General features: G+C 44.9%; 21 protein-coding genes. 5 read left to right on the top strand and 16 right to left on the bottom strand.

Going from position 1 to position 21268, the window contains the following annotated elements; all coding sequences use genetic code 11:
* Window positions 1-59: 59 nt before the first annotated feature.
* Window positions 60-2207, top strand: coding sequence for a diguanylate cyclase domain-containing protein (locus QUA62_RS11265; RefSeq protein ID WP_333404001.1), 2148 nt, complete (start codon window positions 60-62; stop codon window positions 2205-2207).
* The gene (locus tag QUA62_RS11260; RefSeq protein WP_333403999.1) at window positions 2188-2721 is read left to right on the top strand and encodes a GNAT family N-acetyltransferase; all 534 of its coding nucleotides are present in this window, start codon (window positions 2188-2190) and stop codon (window positions 2719-2721) included. Before QUA62_RS11265 ends, QUA62_RS11260 begins: the two co-directional genes overlap by 20 nt.
* Before the next feature lie 20 nt (window positions 2722-2741).
* On the opposite strand, the gene hppD is transcribed toward QUA62_RS11260, so the two are convergent.
* The 9 genes from hppD to QUA62_RS11215 all read right to left on the bottom strand — a co-directional run bounded on the left by hppD (window position 2742) and on the right by QUA62_RS11215 (window position 13907).
* A complete protein-coding gene (gene hppD, locus QUA62_RS11255) occupies window positions 2742-3803 on the bottom strand; it encodes a 4-hydroxyphenylpyruvate dioxygenase (protein WP_333403997.1) in 1062 nt (353 codons plus the stop codon).
* 400 nt (window positions 3804-4203) lie between these two features.
* Window positions 4204-4911: an SDR family oxidoreductase gene (locus tag QUA62_RS11250; protein ID WP_190663739.1), complete on the bottom strand. Its 708-nt coding sequence runs from the start codon at window positions 4909-4911 to the stop codon at window positions 4204-4206.
* Window positions 4912-4994: 83 nt separating this feature from the next.
* The gene (locus QUA62_RS11245; protein ID WP_333403994.1) at window positions 4995-6404 is read right to left on the bottom strand and encodes an NYN domain-containing protein; all 1410 of its coding nucleotides are present in this window, start codon (window positions 6402-6404) and stop codon (window positions 4995-4997) included.
* 42 nt (window positions 6405-6446) lie between these two features.
* Window positions 6447-7718: an APC family permease gene (locus tag QUA62_RS11240; RefSeq protein ID WP_333403992.1), complete on the bottom strand. Its 1272-nt coding sequence runs from the start codon at window positions 7716-7718 to the stop codon at window positions 6447-6449.
* 276 nt (window positions 7719-7994) lie between these two features.
* A complete protein-coding gene (gene pstB / locus QUA62_RS11235) occupies window positions 7995-8846 on the bottom strand; it encodes a phosphate ABC transporter ATP-binding protein PstB (protein WP_333217704.1) in 852 nt (283 codons plus the stop codon).
* A gap of 55 nt (window positions 8847-8901) precedes the next feature.
* Window positions 8902-9882 carry a phosphate ABC transporter permease PstA gene (gene pstA, locus QUA62_RS11230; RefSeq protein ID WP_333403990.1) on the bottom strand — a complete coding sequence of 327 codons (981 nt, stop codon included), beginning with the start codon at window positions 9880-9882 and terminating at the stop codon, window positions 8902-8904.
* A gap of 2 nt (window positions 9883-9884) precedes the next feature.
* Window positions 9885-10886, bottom strand: coding sequence for a phosphate ABC transporter permease subunit PstC (pstC, locus tag QUA62_RS11225; RefSeq protein WP_006635464.1), 1002 nt, complete (start codon window positions 10884-10886; stop codon window positions 9885-9887).
* 202 nt (window positions 10887-11088) lie between these two features.
* Window positions 11089-12117, bottom strand: coding sequence for a phosphate ABC transporter substrate-binding protein PstS (pstS, locus tag QUA62_RS11220; RefSeq protein WP_333403987.1), 1029 nt, complete (start codon window positions 12115-12117; stop codon window positions 11089-11091).
* A 356-nt stretch (window positions 12118-12473) separates the two neighbouring features.
* Window positions 12474-13907 (bottom strand): IS1/IS1595 family N-terminal zinc-binding domain-containing protein, encoded by a 1434-nt coding sequence (locus tag QUA62_RS11215; RefSeq protein ID WP_445301657.1) that lies wholly within the window; start codon window positions 13905-13907, stop codon window positions 12474-12476.
* Between the two features lie 184 nt (window positions 13908-14091).
* On the opposite strand from QUA62_RS11215, the gene QUA62_RS11205 reads away from it, so the two are divergent.
* Window positions 14092-15600 (top strand): UbiD family decarboxylase, encoded by a 1509-nt coding sequence (locus QUA62_RS11205; RefSeq protein WP_333403985.1) that lies wholly within the window; start codon window positions 14092-14094, stop codon window positions 15598-15600.
* Between the two features lie 109 nt (window positions 15601-15709).
* On the opposite strand, the gene QUA62_RS11200 is transcribed toward QUA62_RS11205, so the two are convergent.
* The 5 genes from QUA62_RS11200 to QUA62_RS11180 all read right to left on the bottom strand — a co-directional run bounded on the left by QUA62_RS11200 (window position 15710) and on the right by QUA62_RS11180 (window position 18419).
* Window positions 15710-16591, bottom strand: a complete 882-nt coding sequence (locus tag QUA62_RS11200) for a DUF4435 domain-containing protein (protein WP_333403983.1) — start codon at window positions 16589-16591, stop codon at window positions 15710-15712.
* A 2-nt stretch (window positions 16592-16593) separates the two neighbouring features.
* Entirely contained in the window at window positions 16594-17655 is a 1062-nt protein-coding gene (locus tag QUA62_RS11195; RefSeq protein ID WP_333403981.1) for an AAA family ATPase, read from the bottom strand.
* Window positions 17656-17740: 85 nt separating this feature from the next.
* Window positions 17741-17953 (bottom strand): helix-turn-helix transcriptional regulator, encoded by a 213-nt coding sequence (locus QUA62_RS11190; protein ID WP_333217711.1) that lies wholly within the window; start codon window positions 17951-17953, stop codon window positions 17741-17743.
* A 20-nt stretch (window positions 17954-17973) separates the two neighbouring features.
* Window positions 17974-18186, bottom strand: a complete 213-nt coding sequence (locus QUA62_RS11185; protein ID WP_333102249.1) for a helix-turn-helix domain-containing protein — start codon at window positions 18184-18186, stop codon at window positions 17974-17976.
* A gap of 20 nt (window positions 18187-18206) precedes the next feature.
* Window positions 18207-18419: a helix-turn-helix domain-containing protein gene (locus QUA62_RS11180; RefSeq protein ID WP_333093481.1), complete on the bottom strand. Its 213-nt coding sequence runs from the start codon at window positions 18417-18419 to the stop codon at window positions 18207-18209.
* Window positions 18420-18546: 127 nt separating this feature from the next.
* Between QUA62_RS11180 and QUA62_RS11175 the strand changes: the two genes are divergently transcribed.
* Complete coding sequence (locus tag QUA62_RS11175; protein ID WP_333403979.1) at window positions 18547-18789, top strand: hypothetical protein; 243 nt, start codon at window positions 18547-18549, stop codon at window positions 18787-18789.
* 129 nt (window positions 18790-18918) lie between these two features.
* Window positions 18919-19710, top strand: a complete 792-nt coding sequence (locus QUA62_RS11170) for a DUF4058 family protein (protein ID WP_333403977.1) — start codon at window positions 18919-18921, stop codon at window positions 19708-19710.
* Window positions 19711-19809: 99 nt separating this feature from the next.
* On the opposite strand, the gene QUA62_RS11165 is transcribed toward QUA62_RS11170, so the two are convergent.
* Both QUA62_RS11165 and QUA62_RS11160 read right to left on the bottom strand, forming a co-directional pair.
* Window positions 19810-20481, bottom strand: a complete 672-nt coding sequence (locus QUA62_RS11165) for an ABC transporter ATP-binding protein (RefSeq protein WP_333403975.1) — start codon at window positions 20479-20481, stop codon at window positions 19810-19812.
* A 23-nt stretch (window positions 20482-20504) separates the two neighbouring features.
* Window positions 20505-20774 carry a hypothetical protein gene (locus QUA62_RS11160; RefSeq protein WP_190663726.1) on the bottom strand — a complete coding sequence of 90 codons (270 nt, stop codon included), beginning with the start codon at window positions 20772-20774 and terminating at the stop codon, window positions 20505-20507.
* Window positions 20775-21268 lie beyond the last annotated feature (494 nt).

Raw genomic sequence — 21268 nt, 5'->3', positions numbered from 1 at the left:
TTCCCATGATAAATCGCAGCCAAACAACAACTAACTTTACCGGCTAACCTTTGAGAGAGATGCTCTACAATAACGAGATGCTTCCCACATTAACTGTAGAGAGCAGCCCCAGAAGTATTAATATTCTTCTTTATAAGCTGTTATCCTTACGCAGGATTGAATACCTCACAGTCGATCGGGAACTTAAGATTAAAGAAATATCTGTGAAAGTGCAAGATTTTGCCTACATTCATGAGGAAGTAGGCGAAGGAAAAGACGTGCGCGATAGTTTTCCCGAACTGATAGGAATTGAAGGACTTCTTGAAGATATTATTGAAGAACGACAGCAAGATTGTCAGTTAAAATCAATTAGCCGAGTTCTCAAAGACGGCTCTTATTTGTATCTAAATTTGTACATTTTTGGTTATAAGGGACAAGCCAATGCTGATAGATTGATTATTTTATGTGAAGATGTGACAGATAGCATTGGAACTCAGCCAACCATGGTTCAGGCTGCCAACAAAACAAGTATTAAAGGCGATAACTTAGCTGCGGCTGGCGATTATATTGACAAAATTATTAATTCCCTAGGGGATGTTTTGTTCGTAACAGGAACATCGGGCGAAATCAAAAAAGTGAATCAAGCTGCACAGCAATTATTTGGATATACCGAATCGGAATTAATCGGCCAATCCATATCCCTGATTACGGCTGAGGAGGAATTGTTACGCAAAGTCAGCCAGCTACCTCCTGCACTTAAAAGCGAATATTGGCCTCAAGTAAAAGTAGCTTGCCAAACGAAAATAGGCTTAAAGCTGATTGTGGCGTTTTCATGCTCTACTTTTGAGACAAGCACAGGAAGCCGGGATGCAGATAGCAAGGTTATACAAGATTTTGTTTATATCGGCAAAGACATTACCAAGCAACAACGCATAAAAAAGTGTCAAGAAGCACAGTATGCTGTTACTCATATCCTGTCAGAATCAACTTCTCTAGATAGTGCAACTCCGAAAATTTTGCAAGCTATTTGCCAAAGTTTTGGGTGGGATTTTGGCGAGCTTTGGACGCCTGCAGAGGCTGAGAAAGAAACTAGATGGGGTGAGGAAATAAAATCTGAAACAGATCCGCTTTGGTGCCTGCCGCTTTGCTGTCCGATCGAGGAAACTCCTTGTTGGCGGCGGGTGGCAGTTTGGCAGGCAGCGGAAGAAGTTAGGGAGTTTGCCGAAAACGAGGAGCAGATTACTTTGGCTGCGGGTGAGGGTTTGCCGGGAGCGGTTTCCCGAAGCGGTTCTACGCAGTGGATTACCGATCTTGTGGGCGATCGCAATTTCGTGCGATCGCGCTTGGCCCAGGAAGCGGGACTGCGATCGGGATTCGGTTTCCCCATTCACGCTAGGAGCCAAGTTGTAGGAGTAATGACTTTTTTTTGCCGGGAAGAACTGCCACCGGATCAAGATTTACTTCAGATCATAGCTGTGGTAAGTTCTCAATTAGGGGAATTTGTCAAGCGCAAATATGCAGAGAAAGAATTGCAAGAAGCTGAAGCTTCAATCCGATTTTTGTACGAACAAGAAAAACGCCAAAGTGAAGAATTAGCTCGGCAAAATTTAGCTTTAGAACAAGCCAAATTAGAATTACAAGCAGCTAACATGGAATTGCAGCGCCTCGCTTCGGTGGATGGATTGACTCAAATTCCCAACCGCCGCTGTTTTGACAAAAAATTGGAGTTAGAATGGCAGTTGATGGAGCGAGAAAAAGAGTCGCTGTCTTTAATTTTGTGCGATATCGATTTTTTCAAACTTTACAACGATCATTACGGGCATCAAGGAGGCGACGAATGTTTAAAACTAGTAGCCGAGATTTTAGCTAGCAAGGCTCAGCGGGCAGGAGATTTAGCCGCCCGCTACGGTGGGGAAGAATTTGCGGTAATTTTGTCGCGCACTGATGTGCAAGGAGCAAAGCAGATAGCTGAAGCAATTCGCAGCGATTTGAAAGCAGCGGCAATTTTTCATGCTGCTTCCAAGGTAAGTAAGTTTATAACTCTCAGTATGGGGATCGCTACCACTGTACCTGCTGCTGGTTTATCGATTGAGGAGTTAATTGGACAGGCCGATCGAGCCCTGTATCGAGCTAAACTAGAAGGGCGCGATCGTATAGTTTGCCTAGACTTGAAAAGAGAATTTCAGGCCGGGAAAGGAGTATTTTCTGATGATTGTGAGAGAAGCTAAAATCGCTGACGCACCTGCAATCGCACGGGTTAATCTAGATACTTGGCGGACAGCTTACCGAAAAATTGTACCCACAGATTACTTCGCGCAACTGTCCTATGAAAAAGGAGAAAGCCGTTGGCAAGAAATCCTGGCAAACGTCAAAAATACTGGGGTTTTTGTATGCGTTGCTGAGAATGACTCGGGACTAATTGTGGGTTTTGCTGCGGGTGGTCCCGAACGCACCGGCAAATATGTATATAAAGGAGAATTATTTGCCATCTATATTTTGCAGGAATATCAGCGTCAAGGAATCGGACGGCAACTCGTGAGAACAGTTGCCACAAAATTGGCAGAATTAAGTTTGAACTCGATGCTAGTTTGGGTACTAGGAGACAATTCCGCCTATAGGTTTTATGAATTCTTAGGAGGTGAAAAAGTAGACGAACAGCAAACAAGTAGAGCAGGAGTTGCACTCAAAGAAATTGCCTACGGTTGGAAAGATATCGCAGTGCTGATTAACACGCCTGTATGACCTAAAAAGTGGAAGTTTTGTCAATCATCTATCAAACTTCCCCTCTTCATTTGTTCCCGTTCAATTGCCTCAAACAAAGCTCGAAAATTCCCCGCCCCAAAACCTCCAGCTTGCACCTGTTTGCCGTTAACTAAACTAACTCGGCGCTCAATAATCTCGAAAAAGAAAGTCGGTTCTGCAAAAATTGGCTGGGTAAAGATTTGCAGCAGCATCGCTGCGGGAGTATCTTCTTGCCAATCTGCCAAAACTTGACAAGCTGCAATTGCTTGCCAATCTGCGGGCAAATAGTTTTGCCGCTGCTGCAATTCGGAGTAGTATGTTGGAGGAACCGGCAGAAAAGGCAAACCGCACGATCGCAAATCGGCAACAACACCCACAATATTATTAGTTTGCAAAGCCATGTGCTGAATTCCCGGTCCCCGATTTGCGCTCAAAAACTCTTGAATTTGAGAATTAGCTGATGCCGGTTCATTAATCGGGAATTGCACCCCACCTTCAGCGTGCACCATAACTTGGCTCCGCAAAGCCGATTTCTCAGTCTGAATGTCAAAATTTTGCTGCGGTTGAAAATTTAATATTTTTTGATACCAACTAACAGCACTTGACAAATCCCCAGATTCAACATTTAACACTACGTGGTCAATCCGGGTAAACAACGGCCGCTTATCCGAAGCCGATAGCAGTGAATGGCTGCCAATTCGCTCCACGAGGGTATGGCTTAAATCTCCCCAGCCCGAAATTTTTGCCCGCTTAAAGTAGCCTCCTGCGTTTAGGTCTTCTTGAATCGGTTCCAGGATTTTAGCGCCTTCAGCAGCCGCTCTAGCTACCGCTAATTCAATATCTTTTACCCGAAAACCCACATCGGCAATCCCTGGAGGATGAAACTTCAACCAACTAGCAGCGGGACTAGCGGGTGTCAGGGGCGAAGATATAACAAAACATACATTGCCACTGCTGACAACTTCAGTGTGAGTGTGGCTGTTGGCATAACCTGCTATTGATTGAAAGCCTAACTGGCTGACAAACCACTCGCGGGATACTTTAGCGTTTTCAACGTAAAATTGAATGCGATCGAACTCCATAATCAATAATTGAAAATGGAAACTGAAAAATGGAAAATCTGCTGATTTTCAAGGCGAAATTGCAAGGGAGGAATTGAGTAATGGATATTTTTCATATTTTTTATTACGCGCCCAGTTAATAATAACCTAAAGATTGAATATCCTAGCTCCCTCTGAAGGTAGAAATAAGTCGGCCCTTAAAAGAAACCCGGTGTGTGCGATAACTTAGGTTTGACCGCTAGGCCTTCACCAATAGGACTAAGGCAAAAAAATGGTTTGACGTGCTATTTATAGGAGTAAGGTGCGCGAGCCCATGCACCTACATAATTAACTGCTGTACAAGTTCTCAAACCTAAAAATATCATAATTTTTCTTGCCTTCAGCTTCCGCTGCGTTCTGCCTTCAAATCACTCCTCAATAGCTAAAAAAACAAATGACTTTCCGGCTGAATATTAATCTCCATGGGCACAGCTTGCGGGTCAGCCGAAAGAGCAAACATAATCGCATTGGCGGCAGTGTCGGTAGTCAGCATTTTTGACCTGTCTACCTTCAAACTCACATTATCCCAAAACGGAGAATCCACCCCGCCAAAATAGAATAGCGTAAACTTAATACCGTAGCGTCGCAGTTCATCTGCCATGCACTTGCTGAAACCAACTACCCCAAACTTTGAAGCGCAATAAGCAGTTCCCATCGCCATCGAATGCTTGCCCAAAATCCCGATGACATTGCAAATGTGGCCGGATTTGCGCTCTTTCATCACATTCGCTGCTGCTTGAGACGTGTAAAAACTGCCTTTCAAGTTCAAGTCAAGCATGGCATCTAAATCAGCGGGTTCTAACTTGTTCCACTGCTTGAGAATTCCGGCACCGGCGGCGTTTACGAGGGCATCAATTTGTCCGAAATGCCCCCCAGCTTTGTGCATCAGCGTCTCGACTTGGGGCAAATCGGTGATATCTGTGGGTACGCACAGTACCTCTGTTGCCGAAAGTTCGCTAGCTAAAGCGTCTAATTTACTGCTGTCTCTGGCGGCGAGCACTAGCCTCGCACCCGCATCAGCGAGTTTGCGGGCCACCGCTGAACCGATGCCGCCAGTTGCACCCACCACAACCACAACTTTGTCCTGCATATCCCTTTACATTTCTTTACGTCCCGATTGTATGATAACTCAAGTTGCTAGTAATGGGGAGGTTGATATATTTTAATTTTTAATTAATTGAGGGAAACTTGCCAGCCTTTTTCGGCTTTTTTTAGCTGGAGAGAAGTGCAGGATTGCAAAAACTTAGTAAATTTCCTACCGAGATTAAAATCTTTAATTATTTGGGTAATTTGTTTGCCGTATTGTCTGTGAAATTCGCTGCCTACATTGGAGAGAAATACAGAATTTTCACGAGAGTTGCCGGTTAAGTCGCCAACGATTTTGACAAGAGCTCTTTCCAAGTCTTCCAGAGAATTAATATCTGTTAAAGTTGCAGGTGCTGCCTGGTGGTTATTCAGAATTTCTTGGCTAAGTATTGGCGGTGGGGGCGATAATCTTACTTCAAAAAGAGTGACATAAGTTTGAGAAACTTCTGAGGGTTTGTGGAGGACAAAATCGGTGGGATATTTAAGAAAGATATCGCGGGTTTTAGTACCGAGCAAATGATGGGCAACAACTTGATTGAGGACTAAGCCGTAATTTTCCCTAAATAAAGCTGAAACAGTAGAAACTTTTATCCACTGAGTTGAGGTTCGTTTTTGCTCTTTTTTGATTAATTCTTTTAGTTGAATAACTAATTGTTCTAGGGGTGTAATTTCCGGTACGGTTACAAGGGAATGGGTTTCCATTTGTCCGGTTTTGCTGTTTAAAACTACGATTTTATCTATTTGTTTGCGGACTTGAAATACGGTTAGTCCGTGGGCTTGCAGTGTATTGCTGAGGTGAGTGAGGGCGCGATCGGACGAACAGACAAAAATCTCTTTGGCTGTGGGATAATGTACGAAAATCGAGGCGCCGACTGTAGCCATTTTTAAGTCGGCGCTGTCTTTGCCGGGGGGGACATGAATTAGTTGATAGCCGCGCTGGTGAAATTCGGCATCTTTTTTGCCCATGCTGCGCCAGTTGGCAAAGGCAACTTTGATTTGGATTGGATAGTGGCAAATTCCCTCTAGGAATTTTTCGGTTTCGACGGTGAGTTGCAAGTTTTCGACATCTAGCAGCAAGATAGCAATGCCGATTGGAAGCGAATTTGTTTGATGGGTGGTGGGAGTGGGAGGCTTTGACGAAACTGAGTTTTGTGATTTAGCGGGTGCTGTTTGAGATTGGGCTAGCTGCTGAATTTTGACCGATAATTTGCTGAATTGAGGTGAATTAACGAATTCTGGAACCAGCAGAATTTGTAGGTATTTTTTCGCAGTCAGCAGCAGGGAATCTGTATCGCTGGCTACTGTGAAACTTTTTGTCAATTTTCCAATCAAAACTGACTGAAACTCAGGTTTGGCCCAGGGGGTTTTCCTGTATTTTTCAGCTATCCATTCGGGATGCTGTTCCTGAATGGTAATTAGGGTTTGAGCTATATAGCGACTGATGGCGCTGAATGCGAGAGATTCTTGAGTCGCCAGCAAGGGGGTTCGATCGGGCATGGCCCTCTACAATGCGGGATGCTGTTTCAATTTATCACAATTCTAGTTTGTCGCCGGGAGTCGGACGATCGCCCGCCAAATTAAACCGGCGGCAATTAATGCCAATCCTGTCAGCCAAATTTCCCTCTCCACCCAGAAAGCCAGAAACAGACAATTTCCCAAACCCGCCCAAGCCAACCACTGCGGATAAAGCCTTTCGGCGGGGGAAAGTTGCAGCGCGGCGAGGTTGGTGATAGCGTAATATATCAAAACGCTAAAAGCGCTAAATGACCAAGTGGTTTTGACATCGCCGACGAGGATTAAAAGTGCGATCGTAACTTCGACAACCACCACAGCCACGTAGGGAGTTGTCCCCTCTGGATTCAGCCGCGCCAAGACTCTCGGCATATCCAGACGCCGCCCCATCGCCAGCCAGATGCGCGACAGCCCTAAAATTAAGTTCAGCAAGACTCCCAACATAGCGGTAATTGCGCCGACGGCTAGCAGTTGAGAAACTCCTCGAATTGGGAAACTGCGGGCGATGACTTCCAGGGGTGCAGTCGTGCCGCCTGGTTGTAAAGACAATTTATCGCCTCCCCCCGCGCCTGCGACAACTACTGCTACCCCGACGTAAAGCAGCATTGTCAGCACCAAAGTAAAAATTATGGCTTTGGGAATGGTTTCCCTCGGTTCCCGCACTTCCTCGCTCATTGTGGTGATGCGGGCGTAACCGCTATAAGCGACAAACATCAGGGCGGTGGCCTGGAAGATGGAGCCGATCGAGCTATGATTCTGTAGCGCGGGCATTTCCCACCTTACCTCTGGCAAACCGACAGCAACAAACACCGCTAAGGATAGAAGTGTAACTGAGACTATGGCAGTATTGGCAATATTCGATCGCCTAATTCCCGTCAATACAATTAAAGTGAGAACGGCGAGGGCGACTAAAGCTGTTAGGATCAGGTAAGTGCGATCGGCTACACCAACTGCATTTAAAAAATACCCCGCAAAACCTAAAGCAGCAGTAGCCGCTGAAGCCGTTTTCGCCAACAGAAACATCCAGCCGGCAGTGAAACCCAGCCAAGGATTGAGATATTTGTAGCCATATTCATAAGTACCGCCACTAACCGGATGATTTGCCGCTAATTGAGCGCTGCTAAGGCCATTGCAAACAGCAACTAAAGCCGCAATACCCACAGCCAAAATCACTCCCGGCCCAGCAACTTCCGCTGCAATCCCGATACTTACGAATACTCCCGTGCCAAGAATTGATCCCAGGCCCATGAGAGTTGCGCCGAAAACACCTAACTCTCGCTTCAGAAGTGGTGAAGACATAAATATAGCGGTTTTCTGTTCAGTGCCATACTGATATTAGGTTACATCTAGTAATATTTGCAATAATTCCGGCAGGGGCTTAAACCCCCGCCTCCAAAATCAAGTCCCCAGCTAGGAGGACTGAAATACTTATTGAGAATGTTGCCAAATCTGAGTTAATAGTAAGTCAAATACTATTACTATTTCAGAGTTTTCCTAAGAGAACTTTAACTGTGAGACAGGGACTTAAGCCCCTGTCATAATATAGCGAGTGAGAGAAAGCAAAACACCCTGGTATTAACCGAAACGGCCTTGAATGTAATCTCTCGTACTCGAATTGCCCGCAGAAGTAAAAATCTTACTTGTCGGCCCAAATTCAACCAGCCGGCCGATGCGACTTTCATCAGTATTAAAAAATGCCGTGTAATCAGAAACACGAGCCGCCTGCTGCATATTGTGCGTCACAATCACAACAGTTAACTGCTGCCGCAGAGTCTGAAACAACTCCTCAATCTTCATCGTTGAAATCGGATCTAGAGCAGAACAAGGTTCATCCATCAGCAAAATTTTTGGCTTCACAGCCAAAGCGCGAGCAATACAAAGTCGCTGCTGTTGTCCGCCCGAAATCCCCTGAGCCGATTTATTCAAATCGTCTTTGACTTCATTCCAAAGCGCCGCACTTTTAAGTGCAGATTCCACAATTTCATCTAATTCTGCTTTGCTTTTGCGACCAAAAATTCTCACCCCGTAAGCAATATTATCGTAGATGCTCAGCGGAAAAGGATTAGGTCTTTGAAACACCATCCCAATTTGGCGGCGCAAACTATTAATGTTTACTTTCGGGCTGTAAATATCCTGTCCAAAAAACTCTACTCTTCCTTTAATTTGAACCTTTCCCTCCAATTCACCAATCCGGTTGAGAGCTTTGAGAAAGGTAGATTTGCCGCAACCTGAAGGGCCAATAATCGCCGTAATCTGTGGGTGAGGGATATTCATCGATAAATTTTCTAAGACTTTGTGAGTTCCGTAATAAAAACTCAAGTCCTGAACCCGCAGTGCTGGCATTGCATTGGGGTCAATTTCCGGGGTAACATCGTCTAGGAATTGATCTGTATAGTTTTCTGCTTTCAAGTTAGCTTTAGGTTTCATTATTTGCGGCTTATATTGTTAACTTTTGACTGAAAGATGCACTTTAGTTATTGATTTATCGGTTTTGCAAGCGTTTCCGAGTTACTGTACGGGATGCGACGCTAGCAATTAAAACCATACCCAAAAGGACAGAGGCAGCAGTCCACGCCAATTCGTTCTGCTCCTTGTAAGGAGAGCTGGCGTAGCTATATATTAATACCGACATAGAAGGAGTCGGAGTCAGCAGTGTCTCGGGAATTTCTTTGAGTTTTGAGAGAGTTTCTGCACCTATGGGAGACTGCATTATCTCGCCCAATTTATCAACTAAAGGAGGCCAAAATTGACTCGACAACGCCGTTACAATCAGCGGCGCGGTTTCGCCGGCGGCCCGGGAAGCAGCGAGTAAAATACCTGTGGTAATAGTTGGGAGTGCTGAGGGAATAATAATCCGAAAAATAGTTTGAAAACGTCCGCCTCCTAAACCCGCAGAAGCGAGACGGTAAGAAGTAGGCACTAATTTTAATGCTTGTTCTGTTGTCAGAGCAACAACTGGAAGCATGATGATGCCGAGGGCAAAACCGCCTGCTAATGATGAAAATGCTTTGGTAGTAACGACAATTAGGGCGTAGGAAAAGACGCCAACTACGATCGACGGAACGCTGCTGAGAATGACGGTGATAAAGCGAATACTATTAGCCATTGCTTTGTTTTCTCTACCAAACTCAGACAAAAATATTCCCGTCATTACGCCGATAGGGACGCTGATCAATGTCGCAATTCCCACCATTAAAGCAGTGCCGAGAATGGCATTGGCAAAGCCGTTTGGCTGGTCTTCAACTCCGACGGGTGCGGGCAAAGATACTAGCACTTCCCAGCTCAAATGTGTAAGTCCTTCCCCCAGGATTTTGTACAAAATAGCGAACAAAGGTAGCACGGCAAGAGCTGTGAGAAAGCAGGCAATAAGTGTCATTCCCCGACTGAACAAATTTCTGCTCAGTGACAGGGGGTTGTAGATTTCTGCATCCAGAATACTGTTTGATTTTTGTGCTTGAGTCATTTTTAATTTTTAGCTCCCTTAACGCCCATTAGCTTAACCAGCAATACTGCCACTGCATTCACCAACAGAGTGATGACAAATAGAATCAAGGCTAAATACATCAAAGCGCCAATGTGCAGCGGTTCGAGAGCTTCCCGAAATTGACTTGCCAAAACCGCAGGAATTGAGTAGCTGGGAGCTAGCAGGGATTGGTTGATTTGAATCGAGTTGCCAATCACCATTGTGACGGCCATTGTTTCGCCTAAAGCGCGTCCTAATGCCAAGATTGTAGCGCCGATAATTCCTGAACTAGCTGCTGGTAATAACAGCTTAAATATTGTTTCCCAGCGGGTGGCCCCGAGGGACATCGAAGCACTTCGCAAATCTACTGGAACAGATAGCAATACATCGCGGCTGATGGCGGCTACTGTGGGCAGAATCATAATCGATAACAGTATTCCTGCCGGCAGCATTCCGGGGCCTAAAGGTTCGCTGCTGAACAGGGGAAACCAACTGAAATTATCAAACAATGACTGCTGCAATGGCAACAAAAAGGGAATCAAAACAAAGATGCCCCAAAGGCCAACTATTACGCTGGGAATAGCCGAGATTAATTCAACCATGAATCCCAAGGGCGATCGCACCCAAGGGGGTAAGAAGTTCTCGCTAGTAACTATAGCTACTGACAGCCCTAAAGGAAGGGCGATGATTATGGCGATCGCAGAACTAATCACAGTGCCGTAAATAAACGGCAATGCCCCAAACTGCAACTCGCCGATATCCCACTTGGGATTCCACAAAAAGGAGAGTCCAAAATTGCTAATAGCTGGCCAAGCATCTTTAAAAATTATCGCGCTTATCCAGAACAGCGTGCCCGCTGTCGCTAAGGCAAAAGCCCATACAAACATTGTAAATCCTGACTCGATCCATAAACCTTCACCAGAAGTATCTGTCAAGTCTAATGCTGTGTTTATTTCGGGCGATTTCCGAGTCACTTTTTTACGTTTTTTGGAAGGATTGGTCATGCCGAAATTATTGCGTAAAAAGCGAAATGGTTGCTTAAAAGACGAGTAATTCTAAGGGGGTTGGTGCGCGCTGCAAACCTGGTTTGTAGGGGGTGCAGCTCGCACCTTACATAGTAAACTTAGCGCACATTAACCTGATAATTTATGAGTTTTGAGTCATACATTTAACTCGTCCACTCCTAACCCCGTGCGCTCGCCCCAATTAACCTCTGGCAACCACAGTCTGATTAACTGTTTGAACCACCTTTTGAGCTGTAGCTGAAGGAATCTGAGTAAATTCTAGCTGTTTGTTGATACCTTGACCTGTAGTCATCACCCAATTAACCATCTTTTTAATAGCCTCTGCTTTCGCCGCAGGATACTGTTTGTAGATTAACAGCCAAGTCAAGCCAACAATCGGATAACCGTCGTTAGGATTGCCTTCTACTAAGCGGAAGTCTGCGGGGAATGTTTCCCCTGCTAAAGCTTTCTCTGCTTCAGCCAAGCTAGGATCTACAAACCGGCCAGCTTTATTTTGAATAAATGCTGTTTGGAGATTGTTTTGCCGAGCATAAGTATCTTGAACGTAGCCGATCGCACCCGCTGTATTCTTCACCAAAGCAGCTACGCCGGGGTTTCCTTGACCGCTGACAGCGGTGTCGGGCCACTTCGGCTGAGCGGCAGCTTTGATGCTGCTACCAGTTGCCTGCAAGTGGTTAGCAAAAATAAACGTTGTACCGCTGCTGTCTGCCCGTACAGCTACTCGAATTGGAGTATTTGGCAAGCCTTTAGCTTGTCCAGAAATTCCGGCTATTTTCGCATCATTCCAGCGAGTAATCTTGCCTTCAAAGATGCCGTTCATGGCATCCTTATTTAGCCTCAGATTGGTCACTCCGGGCAAGTTGTAAACAACTGCAACAGCACCGCCAGCAGTCGGAACCGCCATGACGCCGCGCTTTACTTCGGCTATTTGCGCCGCAGTCATCAGCGCGTCGCTGCCTGCGAAATCAACAGTGCCTGCAATTAATGCTTTGATACCAGCACCGCTGCCAGTTCCTTCGTAGTTTACAGTAATTTGATTGGCACTTCTCATCTGAGAGAAGTAGCGATCGTAAAGAGGTTTAGGGAAAGTTGCTCCCGAACCGTTTAGTGTGACAGCAGCTACAGCAGAAGTAATCAACGAGAGCGAAAATGCTGCTACCGCTAGCGTAACTATAAAAGCACGCCGCCCACGTGCTGTGAAGAAAGTCATAATTTTCGTCCTCAATATTGATAGCAGGCTTTGGGAATCCTACATAGGATAGACTAAAATCCCTAATTAAAGACATAGGAAACAATAAGCTTGTTTTAAATTATGGTTAATTTTAGATTAAAGTTTTAACTATTAAGAAATGGGTGCAATAACAATAAGCTTGTTTTAAATTAAGGTTAACATTAGATTAAGTTTTTGACCGTTAACTGCTGCGAGTTTTATTGGAGTTATTGCGCGTAGGATTGACGCTCGAAATTGGCGACCGCCGTAAAAAATGATTTGTCCGATCGCACTCGGCTAATTTCATACTTCGGCGGGCGATTTACAGCCCAGGTAGGGCCGTATTTATAAAAAAGCTAGGGAAGTGCGATCGCCACTTCATAAATTTTACCTTTTTTCTTAACTTTAAATGTTTTACAGGACTGCAAAAAATCTGGAAATTTGGTGCCCAAATCCAGCGATTTCAGCTTTTTAGTAATTGGTTGACCGTATTGCTTTTTAAATTCGCCGGCTACCTGGGGAATCGGAATGTAACTACCTGGAGATTCAGCAGTTAATGCCAGTACAATTTTTGCTACCGATGCTTCAAGGGCGGCAGATAATTCAATTTTTGAACTCGAGGGTTTTTGAACGAGTCCCACTTGATGTTCGGTACCGATTAATATTATTTTAAAAGTAGCTGATTCCAAATGCAAAAATTTGATCAAACTCGAAGTTCTACCCAAAAAACTTTTTACAATTAAATCAGCAGGAGAGTGATATTTAGCAAAAAAACATTTTTTAATTCTTGTTACAGGAATAGCATCCTCTTTCAACTCAATTTGGGCAGATTCAATTATTTCTACAAGTATAGTTTTTAAAACATCCAGCGACTCAATAGCATTTGAATTGACAGCAGGTATTATTTCGGGAAAATTTTGCTCCGCAATATTTGGAGGAACAGCAACGGTTGCCAAAGATGCTTCAAGCACCGGGGTAACTTCGTTTTGTGCTGGCTCCGACAGTGCTGCTACGGGGGAACTTGTAGAAGGGAAAACAATAGTTCGGCGCTCTTGAAAAAGCTCCGCCACACTAGAAAAACGAGCGATTCGCTCATCAATAGATTTGTGTTCAGCTTTCAACAACTCTGCAACTTGATTAGCCAATTCCTCAAAACTAGGGATTTCCAGTTCCCTCTCACAAGAATAATGATGAGTATCACCAGTCAGAGGATTTTCTACAGACAAAACCGAATTTTGCCGACGCACCCGAAACACAGTCAATCCCTGATTTTGCAACTGATTGCAAAGATGATTTAACAAACCATCCGAAGAACAGACAAACACTTGTTTGACATCCCGATAGCGGTATAAAATAGCAGCGCCAAAGGCAATCATCTTACCATCAGCACTATTAGCACCGCCCGGAACGTGAATCAGTTCGTAACCGCGATCGTAAAGTTCAGCATCCAACTTGCCCATACTCGGGTTTTTCCAGCTAGCAAAAGCAATTTTAACTTGCAGGGGATAGTCGCACAAACCGGCTAAGAATTGTTCTGTATTAACCTTAAGTTTCAGATTTTCGGCATCCAACAGCAAAATCGCAATCCCGCCGGACTCTGTGGTGGTTGCAGGGGCGATTTCCTTCGGGATAGCTTCGCTTAACCGTGTTTCGGTGCATTTGCGACTGAAAGACTGCGGACTCAACCGCTCAAAAAATTGTTTGCGGCAAGCTTTGCAAAGATACCGCTGGTGCCCGTTGGGACGGCCGTTTTTACGAACTTGGTCAGATTCGCATCTTGGACATTTCATGTAACCCATTATGCAGCCTACTCCCGAACCGAACAAGGCATTACCTATCTTCTTCTTTCTCTTCCTTCGCGCCCTTGGCGTCTTCGCGGTTCGTTAAACACGTATCTTTTGAGCGGTTCAGGAGTAACTTGTGGCAGTCGATCGGCTCATAATAACAAAAGAACGTTAACAATTCTTAAAAAAAATGGCTAGAGACTTGCGGGGATTCCTAAAACTACTCGAAGAACGGGGACAACTGCGCCGGATTAGCGCTTTAGTCGATTCCGACCTCGAAATTGCCGAAATTTCCAACCAAATGCTGCAAAAAGGCGGCCCCGGATTGCTGTTTGAAAACGTCAAAGGGGCAGATTTCCCCGTTGCGATTAACCTCTTGGGTACGGAACAGCGCGTTTGCTGGGCGATGAACATGGAAAAGCCGATCGAACTAGAAGAGCTCGGCAAAAAACTGGGAATGCTGCAACAGCCAAAACCGCCGAAAAAGATTTCCCAAGCCATAGAATTCGGCAAAGTGCTGTTTGACGTAGTGAAAGCCAAACCGGGCCGTGACTTTTTCCCAGCTTGTCAGCAAGTGGTACTTGAGGGAGAAGGGCTGGATTTGAACAAAATCCCGATGATTCGCCCTTATCCGGGAGATGCGGGCAAAATTATTACCCTGGGTTTGGTAATTACCAAAGATTGCGAAACGGGTACGCCGAATGTGGGGGTTTATCGGTTGCAGTTGCAGTCAAAAAACACGATGACTGTACACTGGTTATCGGTGCGGGGCGGGGCGCGGCACTTGCGGAAAGCGGCGCAGGCTGGTAAAAAGTTGGAAGTTGCGATCGCCCTTGGAGTCGATCCCCTGATTATTCTCGCCGCAGCAACCCCAATTCCTGTAGATTTATCGGAATGGTTATTTGCCGGACTTTACGGCGGTTCCGGCGTGCAATTGGCGAAGTGCAAAACCGTAGATTTGGAAGTACCGGCGGACTCGGAAATCGTGTTAGAAGGAACGATTACGCCGGGGGAAGTTTTGCCAGACGGGCCCTTCGGCGATCACATGGGTTATTACGGCGGCGTGGAGGATTCGCCGTTGGTGCGGTTCCACTGCATGACGCACCGCAAAGACCCGATTTATCTGACCACATTTAGCGGGCGGCCGCCGAAAGAAGAAGCAATGATGGCGATCGCGCTTAACCGTATTTATACCCCTATTTTGCGGCAGCAAGTATCGGAAATTGTCGATTTCTTCTTACCGATGGAAGCGCTGAGTTATAAAGCGGCAATTATCTCGATTGATAAAGCATATCCCGGTCAAGCGCGCCGGGCTGCTTTAGCATTTTGGAGTGCATTACCGCAGTTTACTTACACTAAGTTTGTGATTGTTGTGGATAAAAGTATCAACATTCGCGACCCGCGTCAAGTAGTTTGGGCAATTAGTTCTAAAGTCGATCCTGTTCGGGATGTATTTATTCTGCCGAATACGCCTTTTGATACGTTAGATTTTGCCAGTGAAAAGATTGGTTTGGGAGGCAGAATGGGGATTGATGCTACTACGAAGATGCCGCCGGAAACCGATCACGAATGGGGTGAAGTTTTGGAGTCCGATCCTGATGTGGCGGCGATGGTAGAAAGGCGTTGGGCTGAGTATGGTTTGGCAGATTTGAATTTGGGAGAAGTCGATCCGAATTTGTTTGGATATGAGATGAAGTAGGGAGGAGAAAAGGGCGATCGAAGGTAATTTTAGATTTCCAATTTTAGATTGGAAAATCGCAAGTCTCAAATTGGAAATCTAAAATTGTAAGTGACTATACTTAATTAAACTATAGATCCTCGATTTTTGTTTTTAGTTCTATAAGGTCGTCATGCTGATTAATGTCTAGGTAAGTAATTGCCCAATCAAAAAATGAACTTAGAGAAATAAATGTAGAATCTTGTCTCTGCATTTCCTTTTGAATATCCTTGCCATTAAACCAAATTAAGTATTGCTTCTGTGTCCAAAATTCTTCTCGTGCAAATAGTTGTTCATAGACAACAAGGTTATCTTCAAATTTTTCTGGTCTAACTAATTCAACAGCCTGTCTAAATTGATTGACTAATTCTAACGCTTTAATTTTGCAGTCTTGCAAAATTAATGATTTAGGTAGTTTACCTTTATTCGTCCATGTAGTTTTGAGTTGTTCCCGTGCTACACTCAGGTTCACCAAGTCACCCAAAGCCCATCTTACAGCTTGGTAAGCTTGCAAGTTTCTGGCGCTAGTTTCAATCAGTTTTGAAATCCGAGCGACTCCTGGTGAATTTTTATGCCCCCAGGTAGAAGTTGGATTGTCCTGCTTTTCATTGTACTTTTCTTCCCAATAATTGTGAATTAAATTAGCATCTAAGAGATAATTTTCAACACAAGTTCTATAACTTAAAAAAATAGATTTATTGCCAGATTTATTTGCTCTTTGGAGTAGCTGGCAGTTATCAGTTGGCTTAACATCGAAATCCCGATCTAGAAAAACAATGTATTTCGGGTCTAGTGCTTTACTCGCTGAAAAGTATCCTTCGGCAAATTTTGAAAATGTAAACTTACTCCCAACAGTAACAATTGTGCAGGTATTAGCTGTTATCCTGTCAACTAATGTATTAAGTAATTTATAGTCTAAACTGGTGGGCGCTCCTTCACAAAAAAGTATTTTTCCACTACTAACAACACTCATAGTTACTCCTCTAAACGAACAATGTATGCTTCAGGTACTAGCTGCTCTATATAATCAGAGTGAGTTGTAATAATGAATTGATTATTTTTCCCTAACTTGGGCAAAGCTCTCAATAATGCTTGTTGCAGTGGTGGATGTAAGTGCAACTCAATTTCATCAATCAAGATCACAGAATTATGAATATTCCAATTAGCAAAGTCCATCATCATCGGAAATATAGCACGTTCGCCCCCAGACATCTCAGAAATCTCATATTGGTTTCTGCCATCATATAGATAAAACCAGGGTTCGCTCAGAATGTCATCAATCCCTTCTCGTGGAACAGGTCCATCAAAGCTACGTTCGGGGAAAACAACTTTATAAGCTTGCTCAATTTCAGCATATATGTCCTTTTGTCCGGGTCGGAATTGCTTAATTCTTCCCCTTTCAACATCCTGATGAAATTGTCGCCACTTTGAAAAGCGATCTCGTAGATTATCTTCTGTAATTTCAATTTTTTCATCCGGGTTTTCAGTAGTTAGGCTGGTAGAAGTTCTCTGCTCTGTGTACCAAAGAATTGTCCCAACTCGCTCAAACACCTGAAAGCCTTCAGCTCTAAGGAGTTGCTTAGCATATTCCCGTCCTTTGAATTGAAACAATTCACTTGAAGTGTTTGCCTGAACGCGCTCACCTTGCCATTTAAGGGACACAATATGTTTATCAGCAGGAGGAACTGGTAAATTGCGACCGATATTTTGCAATTTTTGGTGGAACTCCCGAACCGCGTGGATCTCTAGAGACGAAAATTGCATTTTTAGAGTAACGTCTGGTTCAAACTTTCCCCAGTTACTCCCTAGCAATTCATAATTAAATCCCGGCCATTCCAATTCAGAAAGCCTCTGCAATCGACCTGTTGCCTCTCCCAATGTTGCTGCTATTGCCTGTAAAATACTTGTTTTGCCAGTCCCATTCATCCCTATTAAAACTATAAGGTCTCGTGCCAGTCCAGTTTCTGGATCGGTGAAATCTAATTCTCGCTCTCTGAATTTCTTAAAATACTTTAACTTGATAGATTGAACTTTCATAATTTGAATTTAATAAAGGTAAAGTCGGCTTGTCAAAAACTTACTCTCAGCCTAGTTCGTCCAATTGCATTCTTAGGAAATCAGCCTATTCTTCCAAAATTTCCACTAAATCTTCGATCGCAATATCAAACGCACGAGCCATCTTGTCCAAAGCTGTGTAGTCTACAGTTGCCATACCTGCAGAATTAGCATAGGTGGCGATCGTGGTGTATGGAACACCTGTTCTGTTGGAGACTTCCCTGAGAGTCCAACCCTTCTCTTGAGCAAATTCTCGAACTCGCAGCCTAATTCGTCCCATATTCCCAACGATAAATCAGCCTACTCTTCCAAAATCTCAACTAAATCTTCGATCGCAATATCAAACACGCGAGCCATTTTGTTCAAAGCCGTATAATCTACAGTTGCCAGTTTGGGAGAATGGGCATAGCTTCTAACCGTACTGTAAGGAATGCCCGATCGCTCAGAAACTTCTTTCAACGTCCAACCCTTCTCTTGGGCTAGTTCTCGAACCCGCAACCGAATTAACCCCATCTTCCCGCTGACAAATCAGTTTAATTTTCCAAAACCTCAACCAAATCTTCGATCATCAAATCGAAGACAGCAGCAAGTTTCTGCAAAGCCGTGTAGTCCACCGTTGCCAGTTTAGGAGCTTGGGCGTATTTTTTAACCGTGCTGTAGGGAATTCCCGTTCTATCAGAGACTTCTTTGAGCGTCCAACCCTTCTCCTCAGCGAGTTCTCGAACTCGCAATCGAATTAATCCCATTTATGCTTGACAGCAGCTATGCTCATATCTTTTAATAAAGATAGTTAACAGCGATCGCCCTCCGACCTGAGAAATCAAGGGCGAACGCCTTTCCTTTACCACCCACAAAAGTGGGCAGAACACATCTATGATACCAAAACAATCGACATATCGCGATCGGCTTCAACCTTGGCATCTAATTCGCCACCTCCCCAAGTGTCAGCGGTTAACAGTCGCCCGTTTTGCCCGCCGCCGCGACGCGGAATCTTACCTAAATGCACTGCGCCGCTTAATGCCTGCAGTCCCGCATACAATTGTTTTCGTAAATGCGGTGTCCGTGTTAAATGAAAACAGCGTTCCAATTCAAACACAATTGGCGATCGAAGTTTAATTGTTGAAAAGTGCGATCGCCCTTCCACAAATAGGAATTATTCTATTTGACAGGAAGTGCGATCGACCCTAATTTGCAAAAAAAAATGTTGCTAAACTGAAAATAGATTTGAGTCAAGGAGTCACATCAATGCCATCTCCCTTTCCCGGCATGGATTCGTATTTAGAACATCCCGACTTTTGGCCTGGGATACACCACTTGCTGATTAGTGAAATTTTCAGGTTTTTATCTCCCCAACTGCGTCCTAAGTATTTCGTGTCATTGGAAGTGAGAATGTATGAAACCGCTGACGAGGATTTGTCCGTTATTGGCATTGCTGACGTAAACGTAATACAGCCGCAAACGGCAACAGAAACAACAGCATCAAAGGTAGCAGTTGCAGCACCGCCTACACAACCATTAACAGTAACTATTCCCATGCCCTACCAGGTTCGGGAAGGCTATTTAGAAATTAGAGAAAGAGAAACCAAAGAATTGATAACAGTTATTGAAATCCTCTCGCCTACTAATAAGTGCACAGGAAAAGGACGACAAATGTACGAAGAAAAGCGAGAAGAAATTTTAGGTAGCCGCACTCATTTAATTGAAATAGATTTATTGCGGCGCGGTCAAAAAATGCCAGTTATTGGCAATGACATTGAAAGCCACTATAGCGTTTTGGTGTGTCGGGGAAATCGCCGTCCCAAAGCAGATTTGTACGCTTTTAACGTGCAGAACCCGCTGCCAGCCTTTCCTTTGCCACTGCGATCTGGCGATACCGAACCTATAATCAATTTGCAGGAATTATTCAATCAAATTTATGACATAGCAAGTTACGACCTGAAGATAGATTATCGCAACTGGGAAGTCATACCACCGCTGTCAGAGGCCGATACAATTTGGGCAGATGCTTGGTTGCGCGATCGAGGATTGCGAGATTGATTTGGCGTGCAGCCATTCTCTTAGTCTGCGGAGGCCGACTTCGTTTTTGTAGAAGCGATTTCAATCGCCGAATGACTTAATTCAAGCATTGCTTGAGGGCTAAACATCTTGACTTTGCATCAACCGCTGCTTCAAACGCGCCGGATCTCCCCGATCGACCACTTCGCCCTTTTCCAACAAAAAAGCCCCATCACAATAATTCAACTCATCCAAACGGTGAGTCACCCACAAAGCCGTAATCCCGCGATTTTTCACCAACCGCTGCACCGCAGCCACCAAATCCAACTGAGAATCAGGATCTAACAAAGCCGTCGGTTCATCTAACAGCAGAATTTCGCAGTGACGGGCGATCGCCCCAGCCAGGGCAATTCGCTGCTTCTGCCCCCCACTCAAAGCATAAATCGGCCGCCGCTGCAACTCCAGCAAATTCACAGCCTCCAAAGCCTCCGCCACCCTCTCCCGCACCTGAACGTTAGAAAGCTTTTCCTCCACCAAACCAAAAGCAACATCCGCACCCACCGTCGGCATCACCAATTGGTGATCCGGGTTTTGGAACACAAAACCAACTCGCCCGCCCAGGTCAATTTCCCCCGACTGGGGGTGCAGCAGCCCAGCCATCAGCCTCAACAGCGTAGACTTGCCGCTGCCGTTAGTGCCCAAAAGCATCCAAAACTCGCCCTTAGGTACATCCAGAGAGCAACCTTGCAACACTCGATCGCCAGACGGCCAGCAAAAACCCAAATCCCGCACAGCAACCGCTGACTGGCTCATATCGGCACCAACACCCCCAGCCCTCATTCTGCTGTCATCGAGACAAAACCAGGGGATCTGCCTGTAGATGACGCCCCCGATTTCTGAGAAACCACCACCCCAGAAATCTCGCTGCTGAGTACAGCCACCTTTTTCTCAGGATTTTTCTCGCAGGTGAGTTCCAAAATTTGCGGTTGGGAGTTGCGAATCGCCGCCAGCACCTGCTGGTAAACAGTCTCAGCGTCCTCCTCCAACTTCCGCTGCACCGACAGCGAGACGGGCGTATTTTTCACAATGATGTCAATGCTGAACATATAGTCTTAAAAACCTAAGTTTGGAGCTCTATCCTCAGTATATATATAGGACTTACCCACGGAAACCCAGTTTCTTAGAAAAATAAGAGGTTGAGGCCGATATATCTACGAAGCGACCGGGCTTCTGACGCAAAGCGCAAAGACTCCTATATAGTAGAAGTTCCCAAATGCAGGGCAAGGACTTCGGGGGCTTCGAGGGCTTCGGGGACTTCGGGGACTTCCGACAAGTCAAGCTCCGGAAGTTTTTTAATAAAAACTTGCTCTTGTAAAGAATTACCTCTATAATCGTTAATACGGTAAAGAAAAGTAAACTCTGTTCATAATCCAACTTGTTTTCTGCTAAGCAGAGGCAACGGTTAGAGACTAATGACTAGAGGCAGATCCGTTGTAATTATATCCATTTGGAGATTTGCGTAAATGACAATCGCAGTCGGACGCGCCCAGACCGAAAGAGGCATATTTGATGTCCTCGACGACTGGCTCAAACGCGATCG

Origin of the sequence: Microcoleus sp. MON1_C1 (assembly GCF_036701945.1) — a bacterium.
Lineage (GTDB): Bacteria > Cyanobacteriota > Cyanobacteriia > Cyanobacteriales > Microcoleaceae > Microcoleus.
The sequence above is the reverse complement of the archived record's forward strand: the minus strand, read 5'-3'. Positions and strand labels throughout refer to the sequence as shown.

Excerpts from the sequence above, each read along its gene's own strand:
- QUA62_RS11265 (WP_333404001.1), top strand. The coding sequence starts at position 60 with ATGCTCTACAATAACGAGATGCTTCCCACATTAACTGTAGAGAGCAGC.
- QUA62_RS11260 (WP_333403999.1), top strand. The coding sequence starts at position 2,188 with ATGATTGTGAGAGAAGCTAAAATCGCTGACGCACCTGCAATCGCACGG.
- hppD (WP_333403997.1), bottom strand. The coding sequence starts at position 3,803 with ATGGAGTTCGATCGCATTCAATTTTACGTTGAAAACGCTAAAGTATCC.
- QUA62_RS11250 (WP_190663739.1), bottom strand. The coding sequence starts at position 4,911 with ATGCAGGACAAAGTTGTGGTTGTGGTGGGTGCAACTGGCGGCATCGGT.
- QUA62_RS11245 (WP_333403994.1), bottom strand. The coding sequence starts at position 6,404 with ATGCCCGATCGAACCCCCTTGCTGGCGACTCAAGAATCTCTCGCATTC.
- QUA62_RS11240 (WP_333403992.1), bottom strand. The coding sequence starts at position 7,718 with ATGTCTTCACCACTTCTGAAGCGAGAGTTAGGTGTTTTCGGCGCAACT.
- pstB (WP_333217704.1), bottom strand. The coding sequence starts at position 8,846 with ATGAAACCTAAAGCTAACTTGAAAGCAGAAAACTATACAGATCAATTC.
- pstA (WP_333403990.1), bottom strand. The coding sequence starts at position 9,882 with ATGACTCAAGCACAAAAATCAAACAGTATTCTGGATGCAGAAATCTAC.
- pstC (WP_006635464.1), bottom strand. The coding sequence starts at position 10,886 with ATGACCAATCCTTCCAAAAAACGTAAAAAAGTGACTCGGAAATCGCCC.
- pstS (WP_333403987.1), bottom strand. The coding sequence starts at position 12,117 with ATGACTTTCTTCACAGCACGTGGGCGGCGTGCTTTTATAGTTACGCTA.
- QUA62_RS11215 (WP_445301657.1), bottom strand. The coding sequence starts at position 13,907 with ATGAAATGTCCAAGATGCGAATCTGACCAAGTTCGTAAAAACGGCCGT.
- QUA62_RS11205 (WP_333403985.1), top strand. The coding sequence starts at position 14,092 with ATGGCTAGAGACTTGCGGGGATTCCTAAAACTACTCGAAGAACGGGGA.
- QUA62_RS11200 (WP_333403983.1), bottom strand. The coding sequence starts at position 16,591 with ATGAGTGTTGTTAGTAGTGGAAAAATACTTTTTTGTGAAGGAGCGCCC.
- QUA62_RS11195 (WP_333403981.1), bottom strand. The coding sequence starts at position 17,655 with ATGAAAGTTCAATCTATCAAGTTAAAGTATTTTAAGAAATTCAGAGAG.
- QUA62_RS11190 (WP_333217711.1), bottom strand. The coding sequence starts at position 17,953 with ATGGGACGAATTAGGCTGCGAGTTCGAGAATTTGCTCAAGAGAAGGGT.
- QUA62_RS11185 (WP_333102249.1), bottom strand. The coding sequence starts at position 18,186 with ATGGGGTTAATTCGGTTGCGGGTTCGAGAACTAGCCCAAGAGAAGGGT.
- QUA62_RS11180 (WP_333093481.1), bottom strand. The coding sequence starts at position 18,419 with ATGGGATTAATTCGATTGCGAGTTCGAGAACTCGCTGAGGAGAAGGGT.
- QUA62_RS11175 (WP_333403979.1), top strand. The coding sequence starts at position 18,547 with ATGATACCAAAACAATCGACATATCGCGATCGGCTTCAACCTTGGCAT.
- QUA62_RS11170 (WP_333403977.1), top strand. The coding sequence starts at position 18,919 with ATGCCATCTCCCTTTCCCGGCATGGATTCGTATTTAGAACATCCCGAC.
- QUA62_RS11165 (WP_333403975.1), bottom strand. The coding sequence starts at position 20,481 with ATGAGCCAGTCAGCGGTTGCTGTGCGGGATTTGGGTTTTTGCTGGCCG.
- QUA62_RS11160 (WP_190663726.1), bottom strand. The coding sequence starts at position 20,774 with ATGTTCAGCATTGACATCATTGTGAAAAATACGCCCGTCTCGCTGTCG.